Below are 23104 nucleotides of genomic sequence, written 5' to 3'. Positions count from 1 at the left end.
GTCATTCATCCATTTTGTCGTTAGTCACTATGCTGAGTGACGTCATCCCCACCATCACCTTCATTTGCGAATCAGCCTGCGCAGGGGACTTTTGCTCGGCGAGCGGCAACACGCCGCTGATTTGCTGAAACTCCGCCCCGACGACGACCCATCGCTCTTGCCCCGCCGGCACCTCGAAGCGATATCGCAACGTCTCCCTCGGTTGCAAAATGCTCTGGTGCCGGCTCAGCGCCCCTTCCGACGGCGCCGTCTCGCGGCAAGGAGCGCCGTCGCCAATCCCCTCGGGCATCCACCCCGAGCGATTGGTTTCTATCACGCACACCTTGACCGGCTGCGCCTCCCCGGCGGCATTGGGGTTTACGTTGTCGTTGGCGGTCACCTCGACGTCGATAAACCGCAACCGGCGCCCCGCATCCACAGCCTCATCGTGAGAAAACCAGCTGCATCCGCCGAGCATCCCCACCGCCAACAGTCCCCCTGTCGCCATCCCCCGGAGCGTTTTCACCATGCTGAACTCCTATGCATTAACGAAACATTTGGTCTGGCTCGGCGCGACCTGAGTGGCGACCATGTTGTTATTGTTCGTCGTGCTGGAATCGCCTAGCCGCGTGACCGGCATGCCGCCGGTGAAATACTTGCCCGACCCCTGCACCGGCTGCATCTGGGCCGAATGCGTCCCGGAGGCGGCGCCGATCACCCCGCCCGAATCGACGGTGGCCGCGCGAATACTGCCGAGATTCTGTTCATTGCCTCCGCATAGGAAATAGTTAGGCACGTTCGGTATGCCGGTGCTGTTGGGCGCGGTGTTCGGGCCCGGCGCCGGTATCATCGGGTCACAGCCGGCAAAGCTGATCCCGGCCATGTTGTTATTGGCTGCAGTCATGGTGGTTTACCCCATATGTATCTGGCCGCCATCGATCTTCAGCACCGCCGAAGACTTCAGGGAACCAATTTCACTGGTGATGACGAGGGATTGCCGCGCATCCTGAATGATGTGCTTCGCCAGCACCTCGTCGGTTTCCTCCACCCGCCGGCTCGCGTGCTTGCTGCGCACAAACAGGCGTTGAGAGATTTGGTGCAGCGTTTCGGCGACCCAACGGCTGCTGCGCGTCAGCAGCGTGAAGTGCGGGCTGCGCAGCGTCAGCCGCTTGCCGCCCTGCAGCTCGATCTCCGGCGCCACGATGCGCAAGTTGGCGCAGCGGCTGTCCAGCGTCATGACGGCGTTCGCCTGTTGCCGCGACAGGATCTCGGTGATGACCAACTTGTCGCCGTCGGCGATGACGCAAACGCGATCGCCCGCCAGCGGCTGAACCAGGCAACTGGTGGCGACCGCCAGACAATGGGCGCGCATGCCGTCGACATACAGACCGCCGTTGGCGTCGGCCGCCAGCGTCACCACCTTGCGCCCCCCTTGTTCGGCAAGCGGAGCGCTGCGCACCAACTGCAAAGGCGTCACCCTGGCGTTGGCATAGACCTTCTGATGCTCTCTTCTGGACTTATACATATCTGCTTACTCCTGTTGGCCGTTGATACGACGGTTGCCGCGGCCCCGGTTGTTGATGCGCATACCAGGCGTCGATCGCACTCAAGAACGGATCGGCGGTAAGCGGCACATTTTCGGCGCGATGACGCTGCGCGCCATGCAGGCGAGCACTCTGTTGCTGAGCGGCGGTCAGCGGCTGTTCGATCAGGTTCGCTTCCCGAAGTTCGGCCTGCTCAAGATTGGCTAACGCCAGATCGCACGCCCTGAATTCCGCTTGCGGCAAGATGGCGCGCCCCCAGTTGGCGCCGCCCATCGCGCATTCGCTGAACCGGGCCTTCTGCCCCTGCGCCAGGGTCAGCGTCGCGCGTTCGAAATCGCAGCGCAGCGCCTGCGCTTCGGCGAAGATCGCCGAGGTCAGATCGCTGTCGGCGAACGAACACCCCTCCAGCTCGCTGCGGTGAAAACTGGCGCCCTGCAGCTGTAGCTGCGCCAAAGTGCAGCCCGACAGGCGACAGGTGAACCAGATGCGCGCCTGCCCCGCGATCGTCTGCCAGCTGCACGTCTCCAGCCGGCAGCTCCCCATGATGTGGCGCTCGAGGGTCGACGCCTGCCACAGGCACTGCGTAAGTTGGCAGGCGTACCAGTTGGCGTCCTGTATCACGTCCTGATGAAACATCAGGTTGGTCAGGGTGCTGGACTGCACCGCCAGATGCCCCAGGTTGCTGCGTTCAATTTCCGCGCCGTTGACCTCGCACCGGATCAAACCGCAGTCATCCAGCAGACAATCGCCGACGTAACACCCCTGCAGCGCGGTGTCGTTGCACGCCAAATTGCACAGCAGCCCCTGTTGCAGCGTCAGGTTGTCAAACCGGCATTCGTTGAACGACAGGCTCATCAGGCTGCCGCCGACCACGTTGACCTGCTGCAGGGTGCAGCCCTCAAAGCGCACCGCCCGCAAATCACAACCTTCAAACGTGACGCGTTCGAAATGACAGTCGATGAAAAAGCAGTCGCTCAGCGTCAACCCTTTCAGCTCGCGATCGTGAAACCGGCGTTTCTTGAAGATCCGCGGCATGGGCGGCGTCTGCGCCACCGCCTGGGCGACCTCCAGTTCGATCGCCTCTCGGTCAGGCAGCGCCTGTTGAATCACGCGGCTTTCAGTTTTCATGCGCATAGTCCCCATGAATGATTCTGCGCGGCACCCAACACGCGCGCTCCAGCAGACAACCGCTGAACCGCGTGCCGGCGTCCTGCCAGGTCATCGCCAGATGCGCCGCCGCCAGATTGCACTGGTCAAATGCCGCATCGCGCAGATCGGCGTTATAAAACAGGCCTTGCTGAGCGCTGCTGTTTTGCCAACGTGAGTGCGTCAACAGGCTGTCTTTAAACCGCACGCCGGCCAGATCGCAGCCGGCGATCGCGCAGGCCGTCAGATCGGCCTCGTCAAAGTTGCATTCAGTGAAAACGCTGTACTGCAGTTGGCACCTATCCATACGCGCCGCTTTCAATCCCACTTTGGTGAAACAGCTATCGCTGAACACGGCGTGGGAAAAGTTCGCCTGCATGCCCGCCGTCAGGCTCTCGACGCGGCAGCGTTCGAAGCGTACGCCGCGCCAGTTGCCGCCAAGGAACGAGTTTTTGGTGAGCGTCATCTCCAGCGCAACCGCCTCTTCGGCGAGGCAGCGGTTAAACACGCACGCGTCCAGCTCACCTTGCAGAAACTGCGCGCGGATCAGCGTCGCGCCATTAAACATGCCGTTGCCGATCGCCGCGTGTTCAAAGCGGCTCGCGGTGAAATCGCCCCGCTCGAAAACGCAGTTATTCAGCTTCACGTGGTCGGCGCGCAGGCCTTGCCCCTGAGGCTCCGCCAGCGTCACCCGTTCGAAGACCGCCTCTTGCCACACGCTTTCCGCCAGCAACGGCTTTTGCAGCGTGCACGAGATCATGCGGATCTGGCGCAGCGCCGCCTGCGTCAGGTTGACCGCATCAAAAACGCAGTTTTCGAAGGTGCAGTTCTCAAAAGAAGCCTGCGAGAAATCGCAGCGCTCAAAGCGGCACTGCAGAAAATGCCTGCTCGACAGCGCCTCGCAGCGCAATCCGCTGAAGGTCTTCCCTTCCACGGTCGCGCTCTCGGGGAAAAACGCGTCATTGCCGTCTTCGGCGGGAAGATCCGGCAAATCGGGCAACGTCACGGAAGCGGGCTCCGCCGCCGTTTGTTGCTGGTGCAAGGCGATCGCCTCGCGGATGCGTCGATAGAACACGGCGGAATCGCCCAGAGAGGTGGGCGACGGATCGTAACGCAAGTCGCTGGGGTGATCCGACACCGCCTGGATGACGTTCAACCCCATCTCCGCCGGCATCAGATCCGGATCGAACAGAAACTCAAAGGGCGAGGCGTCATCGTCGCTGCGCTTGCGGAATACCTGTTGGAAATAGTCGAACGAGCGCGGCGCATCGCAGCGATCCAACGCCAGCATGACGGACTCGATGGACTCGTCCAGCAGATGCGTCAACGGCGCATTGCCGGTGAAGATAAGCAAAGCGATGTCGCTATCGGGCAGGAACCACAGCGTTTTGCGCTGCAGCTCGATTTCCTCGAGGCTGTCGCTATCGTGACGGCGGATGAACGCCCGTCCGCGCACCGCCGGCAGCTCGCCGCGAATCGCCTCGCTTTGCGCGCCGACGCCCTGCAGCTCGAAGGGCACCCGATCCGGCCACGCCGCTTCCGGCAACCACTGCGCCGGCGGCGCCATCTGGAAATAACGCCGATCGATATTGGCCGGCAGCCCGGGGAATGCCGTCTCGAGATAGGCTTTGCCGGCGATCTGGCCCGCCACCTTATCGATGTGCGCCTTGCGCAGCGCAAACTCGTGCGGCACCGGCGCCGGCGCCGCCAGCGGAGAGCGCTCCTGCGCGGTCCCCTCGGCGGACAGCGTCATCAGCAGCGGCCGCAGCCCGTCATTGCAGCCGCGGCCAAACGGGTTCTCCTTGTTGTCTTTACCGCCCCAGGCGGAGGTGTGATCCAGCGGCACGCTGAGGAAGGGTTCCACCTCCATCGCGCCGCGCCGTCCCTCGCCCTCGACCCGCCAACGGCGCTTCAGCCCGCCGATGTCGGCGCTGACATTCAGCGTTTTCACCGGCTGACCGATGCCGGCATGGCCGGCGATCAGGTATTCGGCGAACGGCTTCGGCTCGGCAACATCCAATATCGGCAGGCTGAGCGGCACGCGCTTCCACGCCTCCCAGATTTCGGCTTCGTTCACGAAGTGTTCAGGCCGGGACAGGTAGCACCCGGCCACGACGCTGATGCCGAGCCGGCTGTCTGTCCCGATCTGGTAACTTCCTTTAATCGCCACCAATTGCTGTGGCCGTATGATTCTCATTGCCGCGCCTCGTTAGTTTTTGCTTTGCATCCCGACTTTTTTCAAATCGACGCCGGTCTCGGACAGTGACGCGCCGGTATAGCTGATCGACACCCCTGTCGTGCTGGTGCTGCTGCCGGTATTGCTGACGCTGCTGCCGGTGTTGCTGACGCTGCTGCCGGTGCTGCTGACGCTGCTGCCGGTGGTGCCGACACTGCTGCCGGTGGTGCTGACACTGCTGCCGGTGGTGCTGATGCTGCAGCCGGTGGTGCTGGTCGACGATCCGGTGGTGCTGATGCTGCAGCCGGTGGTGCTGGTCGACGATCCGGTGGTGCTGACGCTGACGCCGGTAAAGCTGGTGCTGCTGCCGGTCTGGCTGGTGCTGACCGTGGTGTAGCTGTTGCTTTCGCCGGTCATGCTGTTGCTGATGCTGGTGAAGGAGTTGCTTTCGCCGGTCATCGAGTTCGACACGCCGGTGCAGCTGGTGCTCTGCCCGGTAAACGACGTGCTCAGCCCGGTGAACGAGGTGCTCACGCCGGTAAATGACGTGCTTACGCCGGTGAACGAGGTGCTGACGCCGGTAAATGACGTGCTCACGCCGGTGGCGGTGAGGCTGACGCCGGTCATCGACGCGCTGACGCCTTTAATCGAGGCGTCAAACCCGGTAATGCTGAAGACGTAATCCTTGTAAGAGACGTGGTTGGTGAACCAGTCCGTAAAGGTGCGGCGGATGATGTCGAACTTGTCCATTCCCACCTCGGTGGCCTGGTTGCGCTCCACCGTGGTTTGCAGATCGCGTTCGGCATGCAGCATGACGCGTTCGTTGTTGCGGTTGTCATCGAAGGTCAACTGGCTGGCATGCTGCGGCTTGCCGAAGCGCAGCGAACGCGACACCATGCCCGAGTAGTTGATGTATTCAGGCAACTGATAAGGCGGCGGGTTGTCGCCGTTATACACAATCCCGGTCACCATCGGACGATCGAGATCGCCGTCGACATAGGTCACCAGCACTTCCTGACCGACGCGCGGCATGGCGATCACGCCCCAGCCTTTCCCCGCCCAGGCCTGCACCACGCGGATCCAGCAAGAGCTGTCTTCCTCGGTGGTTTTGTAGCGATCCCAGTGGAAATGTACGCGGATGCGCGCAAATTTGTCGGTATGCACTTCGGAGTTGGGCGCGCCGACCACGGTGGCGCTCTGGATGCCCGGCATCTGCGGTTTTGGCGTTTCGCGCAGCGGGCGGAACGGCACGTCGTCGTTCAACGCATTGAAACGGCAGGTGACGTTGCGGCCGTCGCTGCTGCTGTCCGGGCCGTCTTGCACGAACACATAGTCGCAGCGAGTCAGCTTGAAACGGCGGTTGCGGTTGGCGTCCGGGTGCAAAATCAAGGAGAAATCCTTGCCGGCCATCAGCCCGACGGCGTTGCTCTCGCCAAACAGCAGATGGCCGTCGCTTTGCATTTCTTCAAGGCGCAGCCGCGCCAGGTTTTCACCGCGTTCGGTATCCACATAACCCGCCGCGTAGTCGTACCACTCCAACGGGGTGTTCTGCAGGCCGAGGCGGCTCTCTTCCACCTTGGTTTGCAGGTTCTTGCGCGGGTTCTGGAAGTCGAAGTCGCGCAGCACGATTTCATTCGGGCGCACTTTGCGGGAGCGCTGGATGCGCTGGATCCCTTCGCGGATGGCGCGGTTTTCTTCGCTGTCCGGCATGAACGGCAACACGGCGTAACCAAAATCCAGATCGTCGAAATTCTGCCGGTCGGTGATCACCAGCGTGTGTTTATCCTCGGCGTGATCGAAGTAATACCAGATGCCTTCGTCTTCCAGCAGGCGGCTGATAAACGCGAAATCCGTTTCGGAAAACTGCACGCAATATTCACGCGTCGGATAAGTGCCTTGAATATCCAGACGGTAGTCGGCAAAACCGTAGCGCGAGAAGATTTGCTCGATGATGTCGAGCACGTTCAAATCCTGGAAAATGCGGCTGTTGCGGTTCTGCATCAAAAACCACAGCCAGGTGCTCAGCTCCAGCTTATAAACGAACTTATCCTGATGCTGCCCCGAATCGGAGGCGCCGATCACGTAAGCGTAAAACGGCCGCGCGCCGAAATCCGGCCTTTCTATTTGAATGCTGATCCCTTGACCCAGCAGAGATTCATAATCAACGTCCGCCTGTTCACATTCGAATTCGAGCGTATATTGCGAGTTGCTCGACAACCCTTCTTTGGTGGTGAAGCTGAGTGGAAACGCATTTAATTCGGCTAACACCGGGTTATCAATTTCGATTAAAGGCATAACAACCTCTCTGATCCGATATCGAACCCCGCCCCGCGTTTACGGGCCGGCGGCAAATTAAAAATCAGTCGAAATAAACACTTAAACTATCGTTCTCGACCATGAGTTGGATATTCTGCAGTTCCTGTCCCGTCCGTTTGCGCTGCAGCACTTCATTGCTGATGGGCGGCAAAATCGCCTGCTGCAGCAGCGACTCGACCGCTCTGCCGCGCGAAGGATGGGCGCTGATGCGTTTGGCTATCCAGCCTGGAATGTCGCCTTCCAGCACCAGCGACACGCCCACTTCTTTGTGCAAACGCTGTTGTAAACGCGAAATCTGTTTGGTGGCGATATGGGTTATCGCTTCGGTAGAAAGCGGCACGTAGGGAATGACGTTCATGCGCGCCAACAGCGCCGCCGGGAAGAAGCGCGCCAGCACGTCGTGCAGCATCGGCCGCAGCGCTTCGGTTTTCAGATCCGGCGTTTCCGCCAGCGTGGCTTCTATTTCGCCGGCGCCGATATTGCTCGTCATTAAAATGAAACACTGGCGGAAGCTGATCATGCGGCCCTCACCGTCTTCCATCACGCCCTTGTCGAAGACTTGATAAAACGCCTCGTGGATATCGGGATGCGCCTTGTCGAATTCGTCGAGCAAGACGATGGAATAAGGTTTGCGGCGCACCGCCTCCGTCAACTTGCCGCCCTTGCCGTAGCCGACATAGCCCGGCGGCGCCCCTTTCAGGGTGGAAACGGTATGCGATTCCTGAAACTCGCTCATATTGAAGACGATCAGATTATGCGCGCCGCCGTACATCGCCTCCGCCAGCGCAAACGCGGTCTCCGTTTTGCCGACGCCGCTCGGGCCGGACAGCATGAAAACGCCCAATGGCCGATCGTGCGCCTGAATGCCGGCGCGGGAGATGCGCACCGCCTGCGCGATTTCATCGATCGCCGTCTGCTGGCCGAATATCTGGCGGCTCAGCAGTTGATTGAGATTGAGCGCATTGTCCAGATCGCTTTGCAGCATGCGGCCGGTGGGGATGCCGGTCCAATCCGACAACACCTCCGCCACGACGCGGTCATCCACCCACGGATACACCAACGGCAGGCCGCCGTCTTGCAAGGCTCCCAGCTCGGAGGCCAACTGCGGCAAGCGCTCCGGCGACTGCCGCTCCGCGTCGAGCAAGGTGGTGACCGCCTGTTGCTCCTGCGCCTGCCGCTGACGCAGCGCAGCCAGTTCGCCTTCCATGTCGCTGAGGGTCTGCTGCAATTCAGTGATGCGGCTGAGCGCCAGATCGTCGAATTTGCTCTCCTCCTGCAGGCCGTTCATTTCGGTGCGCTTCACCGCCAACCCGGCCTCGAGCGACTCGATTTTTTCAGGCAGCGCATGCTGGCTCAGCGCCACCCGCGCGCAGGCGGTGTCCAGCAAGCTGATGGCTTTGTCCGGCAGTTGCCGCGACGGCAGATGGCGCAGCGACAAATGCACCGCGGCCTGCAGCGCCGACTCGCGGATCTTGACGCTGTGGTGCTGCGCAAAATGCGGGGCGATGGCGCGCATCATGTTCACCGCATTCTCTTCGTCGGGTTCAGAAACCAACACGTACTGGAAACGGCGCGTCAGCGCGGCGTCCGGCTCGATGAACTGTTTGTATTCCGACCAGGTCGTCGCCGCCACCATGCGCAGCGCCCCCCTGGCCAACATCGGTTTCAACAGGTTGACGGCGTCGCCGGTGCCGGCCTGCCCGCCGGCGCCCACCAGCGTATGCGCCTCGTCGCAAAACAGGATCACCGGCACCGCCGAATGCGCGATGGCGTCGATCAGCGCTTTCAGGCGCGATTCGAATTCGCCCCTCATGCTCGCCCCGGCCTGCATGCGCCCCAGATCCAAAGACAGCAGCCGGGCGCCCTGCAGCAGCGGCGGCACCTGCCCCTGGGCTATCTTGCAGGCCAGCGCTTCCGCCACCGCCGTTTTGCCGACCCCGGCTTCGCCCACCAAAATCGGGTTGTTCTGCCGGCGACGCAGCAAGATGTCGATCACCTGGCGCAGCTCCGCTTCGCGGCCAATCACCGGGTCGATTTCACCGTCGCGCGCCTGGCGGGTCAGATCGGCGCACCATTTATCGAGAATATCGACCGTCTCGGACGCCTCCGGCGCATCGCCGTAGGCGCTGTAGACCTCTTCTTCCTCTTCCTCATGCTCGACGGACTCCGCCAGAATCGCCGGATAATCGTCGAACAGCTGCGGGATCGGCAGTTTTTTGAACTCGTCGCTCAGCCGGTACAGGCTGCGCTGCAACGTGGGATCCTGCAGAATGCCGACCAGGATATGAATGGTGCGCACCCCGCCGGACGGCGTTTCGGCGAGCTGGCTCATCAGCAGCCCTCTTTCCACCACCGTTTCCAGTTGCGTCGACAGATCCACCACCGCATTCGTGCGGTTCGGCAAGGTATGCAGAATGCGATCCAACGCATCGCTGATGCGCTGACTGTTGATGGCGTAGTGCGCCAGGATCAGCGGCAGGTCGCCGCGCTCCTTGTCCACCAGGACTTTCAGCCAGTGTTCCAGCTCCACGTATTCGTGCCTGAAGGTTCGGCACAGCTTGGTCGCTTCGACGAATGACTGATAAGCAAAGTGGCCCAATCGCGAAAAAAGACGTTCTCGTTGATACACCTTAAATTTCCTTATATTAAGTTGTTGATTGATAAACCAGCTGCCTAAACGTCCCTGTCTTAGGTTTCAGCCAGCTGTCTTTACTCAGCGACTTGCCGCCCAGCTGCGCCGCCATGCCCGGCTCCGTGGCGATCAGCAGGCTGACGTCCAGCATCAGCTGATGGCTCGTGAAGTCATGACAGATGCTCACCAGCGCCTGCAGCCGCCGGCTGCCGCGCTGATACTGCTGATACTGCGGGGCCCCCAGCGGGCCGATCTGAATATGCGCGCCGTACTGGGCATCGAAAAAGCGGCTGCCGATGCGCGTGCTGCCCAACTTGCCCAACTTTTGGCTGCCGCTTTGCTTGCCGTCGTCGATCCACTTGGCGTAGCGCGGCGTAATCGTGATGGGAACGGCGAAGTAGGCCGCCAACATCTTGTTGAGCTGCCGCAGCGAGCGGCGGCCGGGCAGATAAGTGCCGGGATACGCCTCGCGCAGGCGCTGGACATGCGGGTTCACCATCAGCGCCGTATCGACGCCCACCGTCTGGCGCAAATGGCGCAAGAACGGGTTTTTGTCATCGTCATGCTCATGGCCGATCATCGCCTTCAGCTGCGCCCAGGCCCGGTAGTGCAATACGGCGAAGCGCTGGCTGACGATGCCGACGAACTGCTGGAACGCCTGGTTGCGTCTGGCGATGACTTCGGTGCGCGCGTGCTCGGTCACATGGATCGGCAGCGGGCCGTAGGGGGCGAACATGCCGAAATGCCGCGCCTGAATCAGCACTTGCTTAGGGCGCTGCATGATAGAGGCGATTTCACGCGAAGCGAACGCCATATCCGCCGGCTGGGTAATGCAGAGCCTTTCGCGGCTGCGATCGTTGGAGACGCCGAGCCGCGGCGCATCCGGCTGCGCGCGTTCGATACGCCGCAGCAGCTCGAAAAAATCCTGTCGATTGGACAGCCCGCGGATTTCGGCCTGGCCCGCGCTTTCGCTTTGCGCCCCCGGCGTCGGCGCCTGTTCCAACGAGAGCGCCGTTTCACGCATCAACGACATATCAGCCATAGTAGAGCGCCCCCCAGTCGGCGTGGGTTTCCCCATCCAGCAACAGCTTCATGCTTAACGTTTGGTTCAGGTCGCCGTATTGGCTCAACGCGTGGTGCAATATTTTGCCGAACAGATAGGCGCCGTGGTCGGCATGATGGTTGGCGCTTAAGTTGACGGCAATCTCGGCCCCGCGGATCCAGGCCAGCGGCCCCGGCCCCTGATTGCGCTCGAAGTGGTGCTCCACCCAGGCGTTTTTGATGCTGGCGATGCGCTTGCGCTGGCTGGAGTCATCCTGATGGCAGAACAACGACAGCCAGTCGCGCAACAGCGCCGAACAATCCTGAACGTCGGGGCGCGCATGGCGCAGAGGATTGGAGGCCAGCATCTGAATCGCCTGCCACGCCTGGCTGATGTTCGGCACCGCGACCGGGTTGCTCGGGTAGCGGACGATCTCCACCTGGTGGATCGGCATCGCCGTTTCCAGCTGGAAATGCGGCTGCTGAAGGTGCGCCGGCACCAGATGCCGTTCGCAGACCAGCGCCTCGACGCTGAGCGACGTGATGTCGTCGATGTCGATGCCGCTTTTGCCCGGCGAGATGGCGATGAAGGTATCTTCGTTGGGCAGGTGCGGATTGTTGTACTTGGAGGGCGACGGCTCCCGGCGACGGTGCAGCGTATAACCGGCCGGCTCCCGCTCGCAGTCGTACTGCACGTCGGCCTGCAGCGAAGAGAAAATCACCGGGTTGCCGTCGGGCAGCATGCCTTTCACCTGTTTTACGCTGTGTATCTCATACAGCGAGGTGTTCAAACGATCGACCACCAGCTGGTGCTCCGTGCGCTCATCCGTCAGCAGCACCGGCGAGCAATGGCGGCGATACAGGTTGATGACCGGGGTCGCGAAAAGATGAAAATCCCTGGCGTTGACGCGACCGATCAGAGTGAGTGGGCGTTGCTCCAGCGCGAACAAGATCTCGAACTCGTGAACGCGTTCACATTGACGCAGAAAATCCTGCACGCCATGCAACTCCAGGCTGAAGAAGCGGCTTGGCGCGGCGAAGTATTCGCGCATCAGCCGGTTGCCGGGCAATTCCCCCACCACGGTGGGCAACAAGGCTTCTTCATCGCTGACGCCGCCCAGGTGCAAGCTGTCCGGCGGCAGGACTTTGACGATTGGCCGGTCGTCGCTTTTCGCCCATAGCACGATGCGCAAGGTGCGATTAAGCAACGCGGCCAGCAGTTGATTGGCCCGCACCGTATCTTCCGCCAGCGTCAGGTGCAGCGGCTCGAGATCCAGCTCCGAGACGGGAAGCACGCCGTGCGTCGTCAGGCATATCCTGACGTAGGCCGAGCAATCCTGCATGTGTCTGGCGGCGCCGTCAGGCAAATGGTGCGGCGGCAAAATCTCGCATTCCGCCAGTGAAATCTCAACCGGCTGCACTTTAATATGCCGCGCCGTGGTGAACGTGGCGGGTTTGTTGTTCAGCGAGATATCGTTGAGGGTCATGCGGCTCCCGCGCGGCAGGTCAACCTGGCTGTGCCACTGGGGAAAAGAGAGATCGGGCTTAATCGCGACGGTGGCGATCGCGGGAACCGGCGTATACCACAGCGGCGCCAGGCGTGAGAGCATTTGCAGGGCAAATTCCGGCTGCTCATTGTTCAGCTTTTCCTGGATGCGGGTGCAAAGGAACGCGGAGCCCTCCAACAGACGCTCAACGAAAGGATCCAGCACGCCGTCGATATGCATGCCTAAATGCTGGGCGACCTGGGGATGAGAAGAGGCGAACTGACGACCGGCCTCGCGAAAATAACGCAGCTCATCATTATATAATTGGAGAAAGCGCTCACTGAACATAGTCACCCCTATTAATCAAATACGTGTACGGCGCCACAGGAATAATCAAGAGCGATGCGCAAATTAACCAGCATTTCGTCACCCGGTAATGAGCAGGTGCCATAAATATCGAATAAAATCGCCAGCACATACGATTGGCGTTCATTCACTACAGGCACCACACGAATCGTTTTCGGATCCAGACGCGGCTCAAATGAAGTAATGATTCTTTGTATATGTCTCGCCAGCGTTAACGGATCGGTATTAATCGGTATGCGTTGGCTCAGCGACGGCAGGCCATAATTCAATACCGAGCTTTCGCTGTGCGCATAATCATGAAGTTTCAAATCAGCGCTGCGCGATGCGTCATTCAGTAAAAATTCGATATCACGCACCAAAACACGCCGCCAATTATCGGCGCTGGCGCTTTGATGTCTCACGCTGAGCTTATCGAATAGCATGGGCAATGACGCTTTCATTTAACACCTCGCGATAAGGCTTATGTCTGCCCGCAATCGCTGCGGGCAGACAGCCTGCAATTAGTGTTGTGACATCAATGATCAGATACGGGCATTAAGCTTGAGGTCATACCCCGTCTTAATGACCGCACCCATGGAGCCATCATTGTTTTGCTCTTTGTACTCAACTTCGATACGTGCGAAATTCAGCTTGATAACGTCGGTTGGCAGCACGGTATCGATTTCAGTACCGATGGTGGAATTCAGCGGCATATTACCCACGGTCTTGAATGAGGAAACCAGGCAGTTGCTGAAGGTCACGGCAATGAAGTCTTGCTGACCCTGGCCTGATTTACGGCAAACAAGTTTTGCCTGAGGAATATGCTCGCCGGTGGCGCACATCAGGAACAGTTTCGGCGAAGCCTTATTGCTCACCATGCGAAACTCAAAGTCTTTCATCTCGACTTTGCCTGAACCACCGCCGCTTCCGAACCCCCAACGGCCGGCGTTTTCTTCCGCCCATTGCCAGGCTTGCAGCTGAATCCAGCCAGGGTAGGTTTGGTCGGGTGATTCACCATCAACACCCTCAATTTTCAAAAAATAGTCTACTAAAGCTTTCGTGCTCATTTTTTGTCTCCTTGACTGATAGGTCTACTTCGTTAATTGAAAAGTCTATTCAGATAAGTCGTTATATTGCCTACGCGATCATTGAAATAGCGACAATGAGAACCCATTAGCCATTAATAAATAGCAATAGCGTAAAAAACAGCGCCACTAAATTTCAATGAAACATCAATTCCCACCAACGCCATTTAATAATTAACGTCGGCAATATCCAAACCAATGACCAGCCGTAACTTATCTGCTCCCATCTTTTTTGGCTGACGGAAGTTTTGATACAAGTCGCAAGGACACGGTCATGCCTTCCAACTGGTAATGCGGGCGCAAATAGAAATGCGCGCGGTAATAACCCGGATCATCTTCCACATCCTCAACGCGCACCTCGGCGGCGGCTAATGGACGACGCGCCTTGGTCGCCTCGGTCGATACGGAAGGATCGCCATCGACGTAGTTCATCAGCCAGTCATTCAGCCACAGCTGCATATCGTCCCTGGACCGGAAAGAACCGATTTTGTCGCGCACGATGCATTTCAAATAGTGCGCGAATCGGCACGTGGCGAAAATATAAGGCAAGCGCGAAGACAGCTTGGCGTTGGCCGTCGCGTCGGGATCCTCGTATTTCGCCGGCGCGTGCATGGTGCAAGAACCGATAAAAGCGGCGAAATCGGAATGCTTGCGATAGACCAGGGGCAAGAACCCGGCGTCGGAAAGCTCTTGCTCGCGCCGATCGGAAATGGCCACTTCCGTCGGGCACGTCAGTTCATATCCGCCCTCATCGGAAGGAAACGCGTAGGCGGGCAGTTCTTCCACCGAGCCGCCGGATTCGATGCCGCGAATCTTCGAACACCAGCCGTACTCATGGAACGCGCGGTTGATGTTGACGCCCATCGCATACGCCGAGTTGGCCCAGGAAAAATCATCATCCACATCCGGCCTGACGGACTCCTCGAAAGCGAACTCTTCGATCGGGTTGGTTTTCGCCCCGTAAGGCAAACGCGACAGGAAACGCGGCATCGTCAACACCAGGTAACGCGAGTCGTTGCTTTCGCGCAGGCGGCGCCAGGACGCATATTCCGGCGTGGTGAAAATCTTGCCGATATCCCGCGGGTTGCCCAGTTCGTTCCACTTGCTCATCTGCAGCAGCGACGGCGACGCGGCGGAAATGAACGGACAGTGCGACGCCGCGGAAATTTTCGCCAACTCGGTCAGCAGCGTGACGCTCATCGGGCTGTGATCGAATTCAAAATCGCCGATGATGCAACCGAACGGCTCGCCGCCGAACTGACCATATTCCTGTTCGTAAATCTGTTTGAACACCGGGCTTTGATCCCAGGCGGAGCCCCGATAGCGGCGCAAATTGCGCGTCAGCTCATCCTGGCTGATGTTCAACACCCGGATCTTGAGCGTTTCGCTGACGTTGGTGTTATCGACCAGATAACTCAGACCTTGCCAGGCGGACTCCAGCTTCTGGAACTCCTTGTGGTGCAAGATATTGTTCATCTGTTGCGAAAGCTGTTCGTCGATCTGGGCAATCAACGATTCAATGGTCAATACGACATCCTGGCTGACCTTGACCTTGCCTTTGTTGGCATATTCGGACAGCGTGCCGATAGCCCGACGAACCGCTTCCGAAGCCTCGTTCGTTCTGGGCCGGAATGAACGCTTGAGCAAACCGTCAAGCTCATTTTCCGTGTCCTGCGTTTCAACTTCAGCGACTGCCGTAGCCTGCTGCTTAGCCGAATAGCGTCGTTGCCTCGCTCTCATTCCTCATCTCCTTTATTGCCGGGATCCTGCACATCCTGTTCCGCATCCGCGACCGTTTTACGCGCATCCGTCACTAAACGATGCAGAAAATCGGGTTTCTCCAGCAGATTCTTCACCACCTCTTCCGCGCTGGATTTACCATCCATATAGGTGATCAGCTCCGTGAGATGCTCCCGGGCTTCAAGCAGGCGTTGCATCTGCGGAACCCGTTTGGCGATGGCGCCAGGCGTGAAGTCATCCATCGATTCAAACTCCAATTCCACGTCCAGCAACGCATCGTCTTCGCTCAGGGTGTTCTCTACGTAAAATTGCAGACGAGGCTTGATGGCGCGCATGCGATCGTTGAAGTTGTCCTGATCGAAGGTCAGGAATTTCCGCTCTTCGATCGGCAGCAAAGGCTTTTTCCGATGCCCAGAGAGATCGGACATGACCCCCGTAACAAAGGGCAACTCCACTTTCTTTTGTGAACCGTAAAGCTCTACGTCATATTCAATTTGCACGCGCGGCGCGTTATTTTTACCGATAAATTTCTGAGAGCTTGAGTCCTTAGCCATTGGAAAACTCCTTTGTGATAAAAATTACTTCCCGGACAATTGATTTAACGAGGCCAGAGATTCCGGCAAAAGCTCCTCAACAATCGTCGCGAAGTCCATACCGATCATTTTTTGTGAACGTCGAATAAGAATGGGGGCCGGATGGCTGGGCTCATAGTTTTGGAAATAGTCCAAAACCTGATCCAACAGCAAGATGACATCCTGCCGGGAACGGATATATTTGCCGGGCATGGCGACAGGCGCGTCAGCATCCGGCGAGTCAATCTCCGCGTCATCCCGTTCAGCCGGCAATTCCTGCTGTTCCAGTGAAGCCAGCTGGCGGCTGAACTGTTTCAAATAGTCGCGCACCTGCCGACAGTCCAAACGATAATCTTCAGCCTGCAGATTGGCGTAATTCTCGACGCGCTCCAGCGCATCGATTTCCAGCGCCAATTGCTCTTTCAGCGAAGGCAGATTTCTGCCGGCAAAATAACTGTCGGCTTGCCCCAGCACCTTTACCACCTCCGAAAAATGCAGGCTTTTGCCTTCCTGCTCGTCAAGCCGCATATTCAGCAGCTCGTCGGTGGTTAACGGCGTGTCGGGAAAAATCTTGCTGTTCTTGATTTCGTGCAGACAGGACGATGTGGCGAGCCACCCTAATGCGGCCGCATGAAAGCTGTCCGATGAGGATTCCATGTCCGCCTGAGGGAAAATGGTGGCGCCCTCCTCGGCATATTTGGCGTCAATATCCTTAATGCCCTGGTAGAAGGCCGAAAAACCGTCGATATGAAGATTGGCGCGCATAAACCACAGCACGACATGTAAATCGAAGCACTGTTCCAGCAACGCGGCAGACTGCTCGCGAATGGCGTGCCAATTGATATCACGCGCATTGTCTACGGCATTAAGCGGATCGGTTTGGCTGTCATATTCCGAAAGCGTGAATTCAATTTCACTGTATCGTGGATCAAATTCGACGCCATTCACTTCCGTTGAGATGACTTCATTCATGGCCTGATATCCTTTTCAATCAGCACTAGAAACATAAAGCCTAATAAAGCGGGCTTTTACGTTCGCCAGTCTTTCCCAGAGTCCTTTTAGCGTAAGTTAGTCGTCACCAAGCTCGCAAATTGTTTAGATGTATTAATATTAACAACAATAATAGATTGAACCTATCAATAGAATCACAGTGATCGGTTTAAACTATTTTACATTTACATATTTATTTTTTTCTTTCAAAATCAATAAATTGCAACCGATAATTATGCAAGCTAAGAATAGGAAAAAAATCAAAAACTGCCCTAAAAACAACGTTTCATCCTTGGTAGGATAATTCCAGTAATACCACTGGATACAAATAATTTAATTAGCAAATGATAACCACAGTAAATAGTGAAATTTTTTCATAAAACCATGACAGCCAGTCGTTTCTTGCAAGCGGGTAGCACGCAATGATCAATAGAAAACGATGGCAGTGTGACTTTCATTTCCAGCACTCAGTACTTACACATGCGAAACCTGGTGTGAAAATAAACAATTTGGCGAGAGTTTTGATTATTAATTTTAAAGCTAAAGCACAGATTAACATTCCGCCGTGGTGCACCGAATACCTATTGGTACACAAACAGCCTGGTGGATAAAGCATCATTCTTTTATAGTTAACTCAGGGTAATGATCAGAATCATTTAAGATTCAATTCCCCTTTGTGTGTGTTCTCATACGGCTTACCGCGGCAAAAGCATCACTGCGGTAAAGAGTCTCGCAGACTAAAGTGGCATTAGAGATATCATTTACTATAACGGCAAAATAACCACGTAAGCGCTGCAACGACAGGAACCGTGTTAAGACCAGCGATCTGTTCCATATACAAGAAATGTTTCCCTAACTGATAAGACCACTAATTTGATACTAGCAAAGGCAAACCCAATATCAAGAAAAAATATTATTTTTTTAATAAAAAAATAACAAATCAATATACATAAAACAAACAATTCAATAACTTAAAACAGCGCTGAATCGATTACTTTTACGCCAGGAAAAATAGTTCATGGGAATTTACACCCCCCTCATAACCCCCTCAGTCAATCTCCCTCATTCTCTTCGGCATTGAATTGTCATCAAAAAATAAGAAAATCTATAAAAATAAAACCCGCCACTGGCCGTACGCCCCACAGGATCAACTTTCGCAAGGCAAAATAAGCAAGATAATTCCCAATAAAAAGGCCGAAAAAAAGCGTTAATGATTTAGCGGTTCAAAATAAAAATAAAGGTAACTCTATTGGGTTATTAAAGCGAAAACGCGCACCTTTTCATTGCTGCAAAAAAACCTTATGAATCTTTACGTTGCCTGTCCTTTGACAATCCTTGATGAAAACGCAAATCGGGTAGCCAGCACATACAGAAAAGAGATGGGCTACGCGGCGGACCACCTCTGCCGATGACTTTTCTCATCCCCCGTTTCGGCCCGTGCGCACAGGTCATTCCACCTAAAAATCAGGCCGCACCGCCGGCCTCGCCCGGCGATTTAACGCCAAGCCCGCCGTTTTCCTGATCCAGAACAGCTTTCGCATTCATCCGACTGATATATTGATTGAAAATCATTCCTATTCAGGAGAAAAAGCCATGGTTAAGTCACTCAATGCGGCATTCACTCGCTTTTTTGACCACCCGGACGCCGGCAAATTGGCGCTCAGGCTAACCTTCGGCGGGCTGATGCTGTTTCACGGCGTGGCGAAGATTCAGCACGGCGTCGGCTGGATCGCCGGGGCGTTGCAGGAACAGGGGCTACCCGCCTTCATCGCCTACGGCGTGTATGTGGGGGAGATCCTGGCGCCGATACTGATCATTTTGGGGCTGTTCACCCGCCCCGCCGCGCTGGTTTACGCCTTTACGCTGGTGGTGGCGTTTTTGATGGTGGGCACCGGCAAGGTCTTCACCGTCACCGACGTCGGCGCCTGGGGCATTGAAAACGAGCTGGTGTTCTTTATGGGCGGACTCGCCATCCTGCTGCTGGGCAGCGGCAAATACGCGATCGCGCGGAATGAAGCCTATCGGTAAGCGGTAGCATTAATAAGGAGGTTCTTGGTTTGAACCTCCTTTTTGCTCGCTTAAGGTTGGGTGAGCAGCGTGTTCGCCATGAAAGACAATAAGGCGGTCGATTCGGGGAAGGCCGCGCGATTCTCGGTGACCGCGCGATCAAACCGCCAGTTCATGATGTAAACCACGGGCGCAGTCGGATATTGATTAATGAAATCCCAATACAGTTGAATTTGCGCATGCAGTTGCTGGTCGTTCATTCCTAACGATGCCGTAGAAGGCGGTACCAACACCCACTTTTGTCCGGCTGCGCTTATCGGCGCCAGGCGATTGTAGGTACTCCACATATCCGCCACCGACCAATTGTAGTTATCCACCCCAACCCAATCTGGCGTGCTTTTTACATTGCTCGGACACGCGGTCGCGGGCGCGCCCTGCTGCATTTCACGGATCAATTCGGCGTTATTGGCATGCCGGTAGGACAAAATGGTGTAAATGGGGATCGCGATCCCATACTGCTGCATAGCCTGACGCAGGGTGCAAACATAGCTGGAATATTGGTAAGCGTCATATTTTCCTGCCGTCTGTAATGCCGGAACATCGAACGGCTCATCGATAAAATAAATGGCGCCGGGCTTATATTTGGTTTCGGCGATCTTCTTCACCACCGTCCAGATCGCATTCCAGGAACCTGCGGCCTGACAACTGCTGTTCGAGTCCGCGCCGGAGCAGATATCGATAAACGGCGATCCCGAGAGCGCCCCCGAGCCGGCCTGTATGTTCACGGCGCATGTTCCCTCGGCGCAAACGGGCAGATTGAGGCTTTCCAGGGTGTGCACCACGTTCAGATTGGTCATACTGAAACCGGTGCCGGTAATCGCCTTAAGCGCCTCTGTGGCGCTGAAAGACGGCGTGGCGGTTTCATAAAAGTCCAGCCAGTCATAGCCGTAATACTTGATATTGGCGTTGGGGCCGGCCGCCAGCGCATGGGCACCGAACAGGCACCCGCACAGCAACGCAAAACGTTTCAACATGCTCTTCTCCTTCAAATCTTCATCGTTGTAAGCCAACGGTGGACAGCAAACGGCGCCATCAACCGGAGACGCTATCGTGACACCCGCCATCGACGACGGCCCGCCGTTTGCGTTGTGCTGCAGCCGATCGAACGATGAGGAGAGTTTGAGAAGAAGTCGCGCCTATTTTCTTATCGAGCGACGAGGAAATGTGGGTAGAAAAAGAGGAAGCCACCGCGGGGTCAGACTGTCCCCCACCGGAAATCAGGTTTAAACCAGCATAATGAATAGCCAGTCATCGGCCATTAACGATCGGCCAGCCGGTAAACCGGAACCTTGCGCGTCGTGCCGGTCAGGGTGTCGAAGATCTCCGTTTCCGCCGTCACGATCGTCATGCCGGTTTTTCTTAGCCTGCGCACTTCTGCGGCGATGCGCTGTATGCCGAACCAGAACAGTCCGTCCAGCGCCGTGATGCGCAGCCCCTGCTCCAGCGCCAGCTTAAGCCGCTCACGCGGCGCCTTGAGCGCTTTGGCGATTTCCCGGTAAGGCAGCGCGCCCACGCCCGACGCCGAAGTTCGGTGAATGCGGGTCGACAGGCCATATTGGAAGGCCTCGGGCACGTCGCTTAAATCGCTTTTCAGGCTGTAAACGCAGCCAAAGCGCTTGCCGTTGAACACCACATTTTTTTGACTGATCGACAGCTCATCGCGCAGGCCGGCAATCAGCTGCGGCGCCCGCACCAGCAATAAGCGAAACGGCAATTCGAAACTGGTCACATAGTCCACGTTGAGCAGCGCAATGCGCAGACGCTGTTCCGCCCCGGCCTGCGTCTGGCGACACTCGTTCAACACCTCGCTCCACTGGCGCGCGAGCCGCGGGGCTTCATCCAGCGGCGCGAAGTGGTATTTCTCGATGTGGTAGTCGATCCTTTCATTCATGTCCGTTGACCCCTGCCTCAGTCATCATGCCCTCAGCAAATTACCTTACCCGCGGGCAACAGTACAACACCGCGATGAGGTCACTCGGGAAATACGGCGCTGGCTTTCGCCGGAACGGACTACGCGGGCTCGATGAACTGCATCATGCGTTGCAGTGCGTCATCCAGGGCACTGAGCCCGGCATCATCCAGACAGGCCATCAGCTGTGCGTCATAATCCGCCACCCATTGCCTCGCCTGGTCAAAAATGGGACGAGACGCCGGCATGACGCGCAGATATACCGCGCGCTTATCTTCCGGATCGGGGAAGCGCGCGACCCATCCCCGATTAACCAGTTGGGTGATCGTGCGGCCTAGCGCGGTGCGATCGGTCTGCGAATGCGCTATCACCTCGCTCATGGCCACGTCGCCCGGAAAACTGTAGAGAATGCGCAACGCGCGCCACTCATGGAGGCTGAGTCCTTGCAAAGCGAGTAACGCAGACAGCCGTTTTTCGCGGTGACGCACCACCTCCGTCATCCTGTAAAGCGCACCATTGGGCAATCCCATTCCCCGTCTGCCGCTCTGCGCGCCTTTTTTTTCAGAATCCATACTGTTTCCAATTAGCCTCGACTTTTGCCCTGACCTGTTCCGGATAAGAGTGCCTGAAAGAGGCGGTACCCGCACGTGTTACGCCGCTGAACTGCTCGGGGAACAGGCAGTTGATGATGGCTTTGCCGCCGCTACCGCGCGCCTTGTCTTCTTCCGTCAGGTACGGCACCATCGGGAACTCGCGTACGTCCGGGAAGATAAAATGATCGCGCGCCGGATGTGAGCGCGTGGCCAACGCCCAAACCACCTGATCGATATCGACAATATCAATGTCATTGCCGACCAGTATCAGTTTGGGGATCAGGTAGCCCGCATGCGAACCGAAGACCACTTCCGCCACCTTGCCGGCAAAATCCGCCGCGGTGGCATTCATTCCGGCCAGTTTTTCGATATCGACGGAGACCACCGCCCAACAGGTCGCCGCCTCATAGGAACACCAGACAAAGTCAACGGGCAAGGCCGCGCTCTGCAGGGTTTCCAGCAGCTGAGCTGATATCATGGTGCCCCAGATCGTATGATTTTCTTCCGGCGGCGTGCCGGCGGCGCAAATCGGCAAAATGGGGTCATCGCGAAACGTCACCGCACGCACATGAAACACCGGCTGTTCATGGCCTTGCTGGTGTTGATAGCCGTGATACTCCCCCATCGGCCCCTCCAGCGCCCTCTCCGTCAGGCTGATTTCACCTTCCAGCACAATTTCCGCATTGGCCGGCACCCAGAGATCGTTGGTTTCCGCTTGGGTGAGCGTGACGCTTTTACCGAGCAGCGCGCCGACATAGTCAGGCTCACTGACGCCGGCCGGCAACGGCATCCCCGCGACCGCCACCGCGGCAGGCGGCGCCCCGAGCACCATCGCCCACGGCGTAGGTTTCCCTTCTCGGCGCCACATTTCACGGATCATGCCGATGTGTTGGGTGGGTATCGCCGGGCCGGTGAGACGATTGCGATCGAGCATCATGAGCCTGCCGACTCCCCAGCTATGCCACTTTCCGTCCGGGGATTGCACGACATGGAACCCGTAGGTGCCGAAATAGCGCCCGCCATCCCGTTCATGCAACAGCGGTACCGGGAAGCGTTCCAGATCAACCTCGTCGCCACGCCAAATATTCTCTTTCACCGGGCCGGTCGAACAATAATCCGGCGCAAACGGCTCCGCCTTCACCGCCCGGCGAATCGCCGCCACGATATCCCGCGGAGCGCTCTCCGGCGGCAGCCCAAAATGGAGGGCGAGGCGAGAATAGGCATGTTCCGCAGAAGCGAGCATGCCGGCCGGTGCGCCGAGGATGCGGGCCCCCGGCATCGCGCCCGCCACATGATGAAATAGCGGAGCCGAAAGCCGTTGCTCATAGACCCGGCGGCAGACAGCCGCTATCTCCAGGTCGGCGGAAACTTCCTGATGCACGTCGACCAAATCGTTTCGGCGACGCAATTCCTCAATGAAGTGACGAAAATCCAGTGCGCAATCGAGCAAACTCATGGCAAGTCCTCCAGTCTCCAGGCGGT

19 protein-coding genes are annotated in these 23104 nt (G+C 57.4%); 1 reads left to right on the top strand and 18 read right to left on the bottom strand.

The annotated features are described in order from the left end of the window. Position 1 precedes the first annotated feature (1 nt). From ACJ8OK_RS02320 to ACJ8OK_RS02255, 14 genes are all read right to left on the bottom strand, one after another. Positions 2 to 508, bottom strand: coding sequence for a type VI secretion lipoprotein TssJ (locus ACJ8OK_RS02320; RefSeq protein ID WP_033632659.1), 507 nt, complete (start codon positions 506 to 508; stop codon positions 2 to 4). 9 nt (positions 509 to 517) lie between these two features. After that, entirely contained in the window at positions 518 to 883 is a 366-nt protein-coding gene (locus ACJ8OK_RS02315; RefSeq protein ID WP_033632658.1) for a PAAR-like domain-containing protein, read from the bottom strand. Positions 884 to 889: 6 nt separating this feature from the next. Continuing rightward, positions 890 to 1504, bottom strand: coding sequence for a DUF3540 domain-containing protein (locus ACJ8OK_RS02310; protein WP_033632657.1), 615 nt, complete (start codon positions 1502 to 1504; stop codon positions 890 to 892). Next, entirely contained in the window at positions 1497 to 2651 is a 1155-nt protein-coding gene (locus ACJ8OK_RS02305) for a pentapeptide repeat-containing protein (RefSeq protein ID WP_442530366.1), read from the bottom strand. Before ACJ8OK_RS02305 ends, ACJ8OK_RS02310 begins: the two co-directional genes overlap by 8 nt. Next, positions 2641 to 4866 carry a DUF2169 family type VI secretion system accessory protein gene (locus ACJ8OK_RS02300; RefSeq protein WP_060559864.1) on the bottom strand — a complete coding sequence of 742 codons (2226 nt, stop codon included), beginning with the start codon at positions 4864 to 4866 and terminating at the stop codon, positions 2641 to 2643. Before ACJ8OK_RS02300 ends, ACJ8OK_RS02305 begins: the two co-directional genes overlap by 11 nt. A 12-nt stretch (positions 4867 to 4878) precedes the next feature. Then, a complete protein-coding gene (gene vgrG, locus ACJ8OK_RS02295) occupies positions 4879 to 7140 on the bottom strand; it encodes a type VI secretion system tip protein VgrG (RefSeq protein WP_004935351.1) in 2262 nt (753 codons plus the stop codon). A gap of 64 nt (positions 7141 to 7204) precedes the next feature. Beyond that, entirely contained in the window at positions 7205 to 9790 is a 2586-nt protein-coding gene (gene tssH / locus ACJ8OK_RS02290; protein WP_033632654.1) for a type VI secretion system ATPase TssH, read from the bottom strand. Between the two features lie 16 nt (positions 9791 to 9806). Continuing rightward, complete coding sequence (gene tssG, locus ACJ8OK_RS02285) at positions 9807 to 10835, bottom strand: type VI secretion system baseplate subunit TssG (RefSeq protein ID WP_442530365.1); 1029 nt, start codon at positions 10833 to 10835, stop codon at positions 9807 to 9809. Then, entirely contained in the window at positions 10828 to 12669 is a 1842-nt protein-coding gene (gene tssF / locus ACJ8OK_RS02280) for a type VI secretion system baseplate subunit TssF (RefSeq protein WP_033632652.1), read from the bottom strand. Before tssF ends, tssG begins: the two co-directional genes overlap by 8 nt. Before the next feature lie 11 nt (positions 12670 to 12680). Then, the gene (locus ACJ8OK_RS02275) at positions 12681 to 13127 is read right to left on the bottom strand and encodes a type VI secretion system baseplate subunit TssE (RefSeq protein WP_015378391.1); all 447 of its coding nucleotides are present in this window, start codon (positions 13125 to 13127) and stop codon (positions 12681 to 12683) included. 81 nt (positions 13128 to 13208) lie between these two features. Further along, on the bottom strand, positions 13209 to 13733 hold the full coding sequence (locus ACJ8OK_RS02270; RefSeq protein WP_004935369.1) for an Hcp family type VI secretion system effector: 525 nt from the start codon (positions 13731 to 13733) through the stop codon (positions 13209 to 13211). 231 nt (positions 13734 to 13964) lie between these two features. After that, positions 13965 to 15491 carry a type VI secretion system contractile sheath large subunit gene (tssC, locus tag ACJ8OK_RS02265; protein WP_004935371.1) on the bottom strand — a complete coding sequence of 509 codons (1527 nt, stop codon included), beginning with the start codon at positions 15489 to 15491 and terminating at the stop codon, positions 13965 to 13967. Next, positions 15488 to 16045, bottom strand: coding sequence for a type VI secretion system contractile sheath small subunit (gene tssB / locus ACJ8OK_RS02260; RefSeq protein ID WP_004935376.1), 558 nt, complete (start codon positions 16043 to 16045; stop codon positions 15488 to 15490). The genes tssC and tssB overlap by 4 nt, the downstream gene beginning before the upstream one ends. A gap of 24 nt (positions 16046 to 16069) precedes the next feature. After that, positions 16070 to 17035, bottom strand: a complete 966-nt coding sequence (locus ACJ8OK_RS02255) for an ImpA family type VI secretion system protein (protein WP_442530364.1) — start codon at positions 17033 to 17035, stop codon at positions 16070 to 16072. 1611 nt (positions 17036 to 18646) lie between these two features. Here ACJ8OK_RS02255 and ACJ8OK_RS02250 point away from each other — a divergent pair. After that, a complete protein-coding gene (locus tag ACJ8OK_RS02250; protein ID WP_015378393.1) occupies positions 18647 to 19081 on the top strand; it encodes a DoxX family protein in 435 nt (144 codons plus the stop codon). Between the two features lie 50 nt (positions 19082 to 19131). Here ACJ8OK_RS02250 and ACJ8OK_RS02245 read toward each other — a convergent pair whose 3' ends face one another. From ACJ8OK_RS02245 to ACJ8OK_RS02230, 4 genes are all read right to left on the bottom strand, one after another. After that, complete coding sequence (locus ACJ8OK_RS02245) at positions 19132 to 20094, bottom strand: hypothetical protein (RefSeq protein ID WP_033632651.1); 963 nt, start codon at positions 20092 to 20094, stop codon at positions 19132 to 19134. Positions 20095 to 20378: 284 nt separating this feature from the next. Next, on the bottom strand, positions 20379 to 21011 hold the full coding sequence (locus ACJ8OK_RS02240; RefSeq protein WP_442530363.1) for a helix-turn-helix domain-containing protein: 633 nt from the start codon (positions 21009 to 21011) through the stop codon (positions 20379 to 20381). A gap of 119 nt (positions 21012 to 21130) precedes the next feature. Further along, entirely contained in the window at positions 21131 to 21601 is a 471-nt protein-coding gene (locus ACJ8OK_RS02235; protein WP_033632649.1) for a MarR family winged helix-turn-helix transcriptional regulator, read from the bottom strand. After that, positions 21591 to 23078, bottom strand: coding sequence for a UbiD family decarboxylase (locus ACJ8OK_RS02230; protein ID WP_315902164.1), 1488 nt, complete (start codon positions 23076 to 23078; stop codon positions 21591 to 21593). Before ACJ8OK_RS02230 ends, ACJ8OK_RS02235 begins: the two co-directional genes overlap by 11 nt. Positions 23079 to 23104 lie beyond the last annotated feature (26 nt).

Origin of the sequence: Serratia sp. CY71090, from assembly GCF_052166845.1 — a bacterium.
GTDB classification, from domain to species: Bacteria; Pseudomonadota; Gammaproteobacteria; order Enterobacterales; family Enterobacteriaceae; genus Serratia; species Serratia nematodiphila.
The sequence above is the reverse complement of the archived record's forward strand: the minus strand, read 5'-3'. Positions and strand labels throughout refer to the sequence as shown.

Excerpts from the sequence above, each read along its gene's own strand:
- ACJ8OK_RS02320 (WP_033632659.1), bottom strand. The coding sequence starts at position 508 with ATGGTGAAAACGCTCCGGGGGATGGCGACAGGGGGACTGTTGGCGGTG.
- ACJ8OK_RS02315 (WP_033632658.1), bottom strand. The coding sequence starts at position 883 with ATGACTGCAGCCAATAACAACATGGCCGGGATCAGCTTTGCCGGCTGT.
- ACJ8OK_RS02310 (WP_033632657.1), bottom strand. The coding sequence starts at position 1,504 with ATGTATAAGTCCAGAAGAGAGCATCAGAAGGTCTATGCCAACGCCAGG.
- ACJ8OK_RS02305 (WP_442530366.1), bottom strand. The coding sequence starts at position 2,651 with ATGAAAACTGAAAGCCGCGTGATTCAACAGGCGCTGCCTGACCGAGAG.
- ACJ8OK_RS02300 (WP_060559864.1), bottom strand. The coding sequence starts at position 4,866 with ATGAGAATCATACGGCCACAGCAATTGGTGGCGATTAAAGGAAGTTAC.
- vgrG (WP_004935351.1), bottom strand. The coding sequence starts at position 7,140 with ATGCCTTTAATCGAAATTGATAACCCGGTGTTAGCCGAATTAAATGCG.
- tssG (WP_442530365.1), bottom strand. The coding sequence starts at position 10,835 with ATGGCTGATATGTCGTTGATGCGTGAAACGGCGCTCTCGTTGGAACAG.
- tssF (WP_033632652.1), bottom strand. The coding sequence starts at position 12,669 with ATGTTCAGTGAGCGCTTTCTCCAATTATATAATGATGAGCTGCGTTAT.
- ACJ8OK_RS02275 (WP_015378391.1), bottom strand. The coding sequence starts at position 13,127 with ATGAAAGCGTCATTGCCCATGCTATTCGATAAGCTCAGCGTGAGACAT.
- ACJ8OK_RS02270 (WP_004935369.1), bottom strand. The coding sequence starts at position 13,733 with ATGAGCACGAAAGCTTTAGTAGACTATTTTTTGAAAATTGAGGGTGTT.
- tssC (WP_004935371.1), bottom strand. The coding sequence starts at position 15,491 with ATGAGAGCGAGGCAACGACGCTATTCGGCTAAGCAGCAGGCTACGGCA.
- tssB (WP_004935376.1), bottom strand. The coding sequence starts at position 16,045 with ATGGCTAAGGACTCAAGCTCTCAGAAATTTATCGGTAAAAATAACGCG.
- ACJ8OK_RS02255 (WP_442530364.1), bottom strand. The coding sequence starts at position 17,035 with ATGAATGAAGTCATCTCAACGGAAGTGAATGGCGTCGAATTTGATCCA.
- ACJ8OK_RS02250 (WP_015378393.1), top strand. The coding sequence starts at position 18,647 with ATGGTTAAGTCACTCAATGCGGCATTCACTCGCTTTTTTGACCACCCG.
- ACJ8OK_RS02245 (WP_033632651.1), bottom strand. The coding sequence starts at position 20,094 with ATGTTGAAACGTTTTGCGTTGCTGTGCGGGTGCCTGTTCGGTGCCCAT.
- ACJ8OK_RS02240 (WP_442530363.1), bottom strand. The coding sequence starts at position 21,011 with ATGAATGAAAGGATCGACTACCACATCGAGAAATACCACTTCGCGCCG.
- ACJ8OK_RS02235 (WP_033632649.1), bottom strand. The coding sequence starts at position 21,601 with ATGGATTCTGAAAAAAAAGGCGCGCAGAGCGGCAGACGGGGAATGGGA.
- ACJ8OK_RS02230 (WP_315902164.1), bottom strand. The coding sequence starts at position 23,078 with ATGAGTTTGCTCGATTGCGCACTGGATTTTCGTCACTTCATTGAGGAA.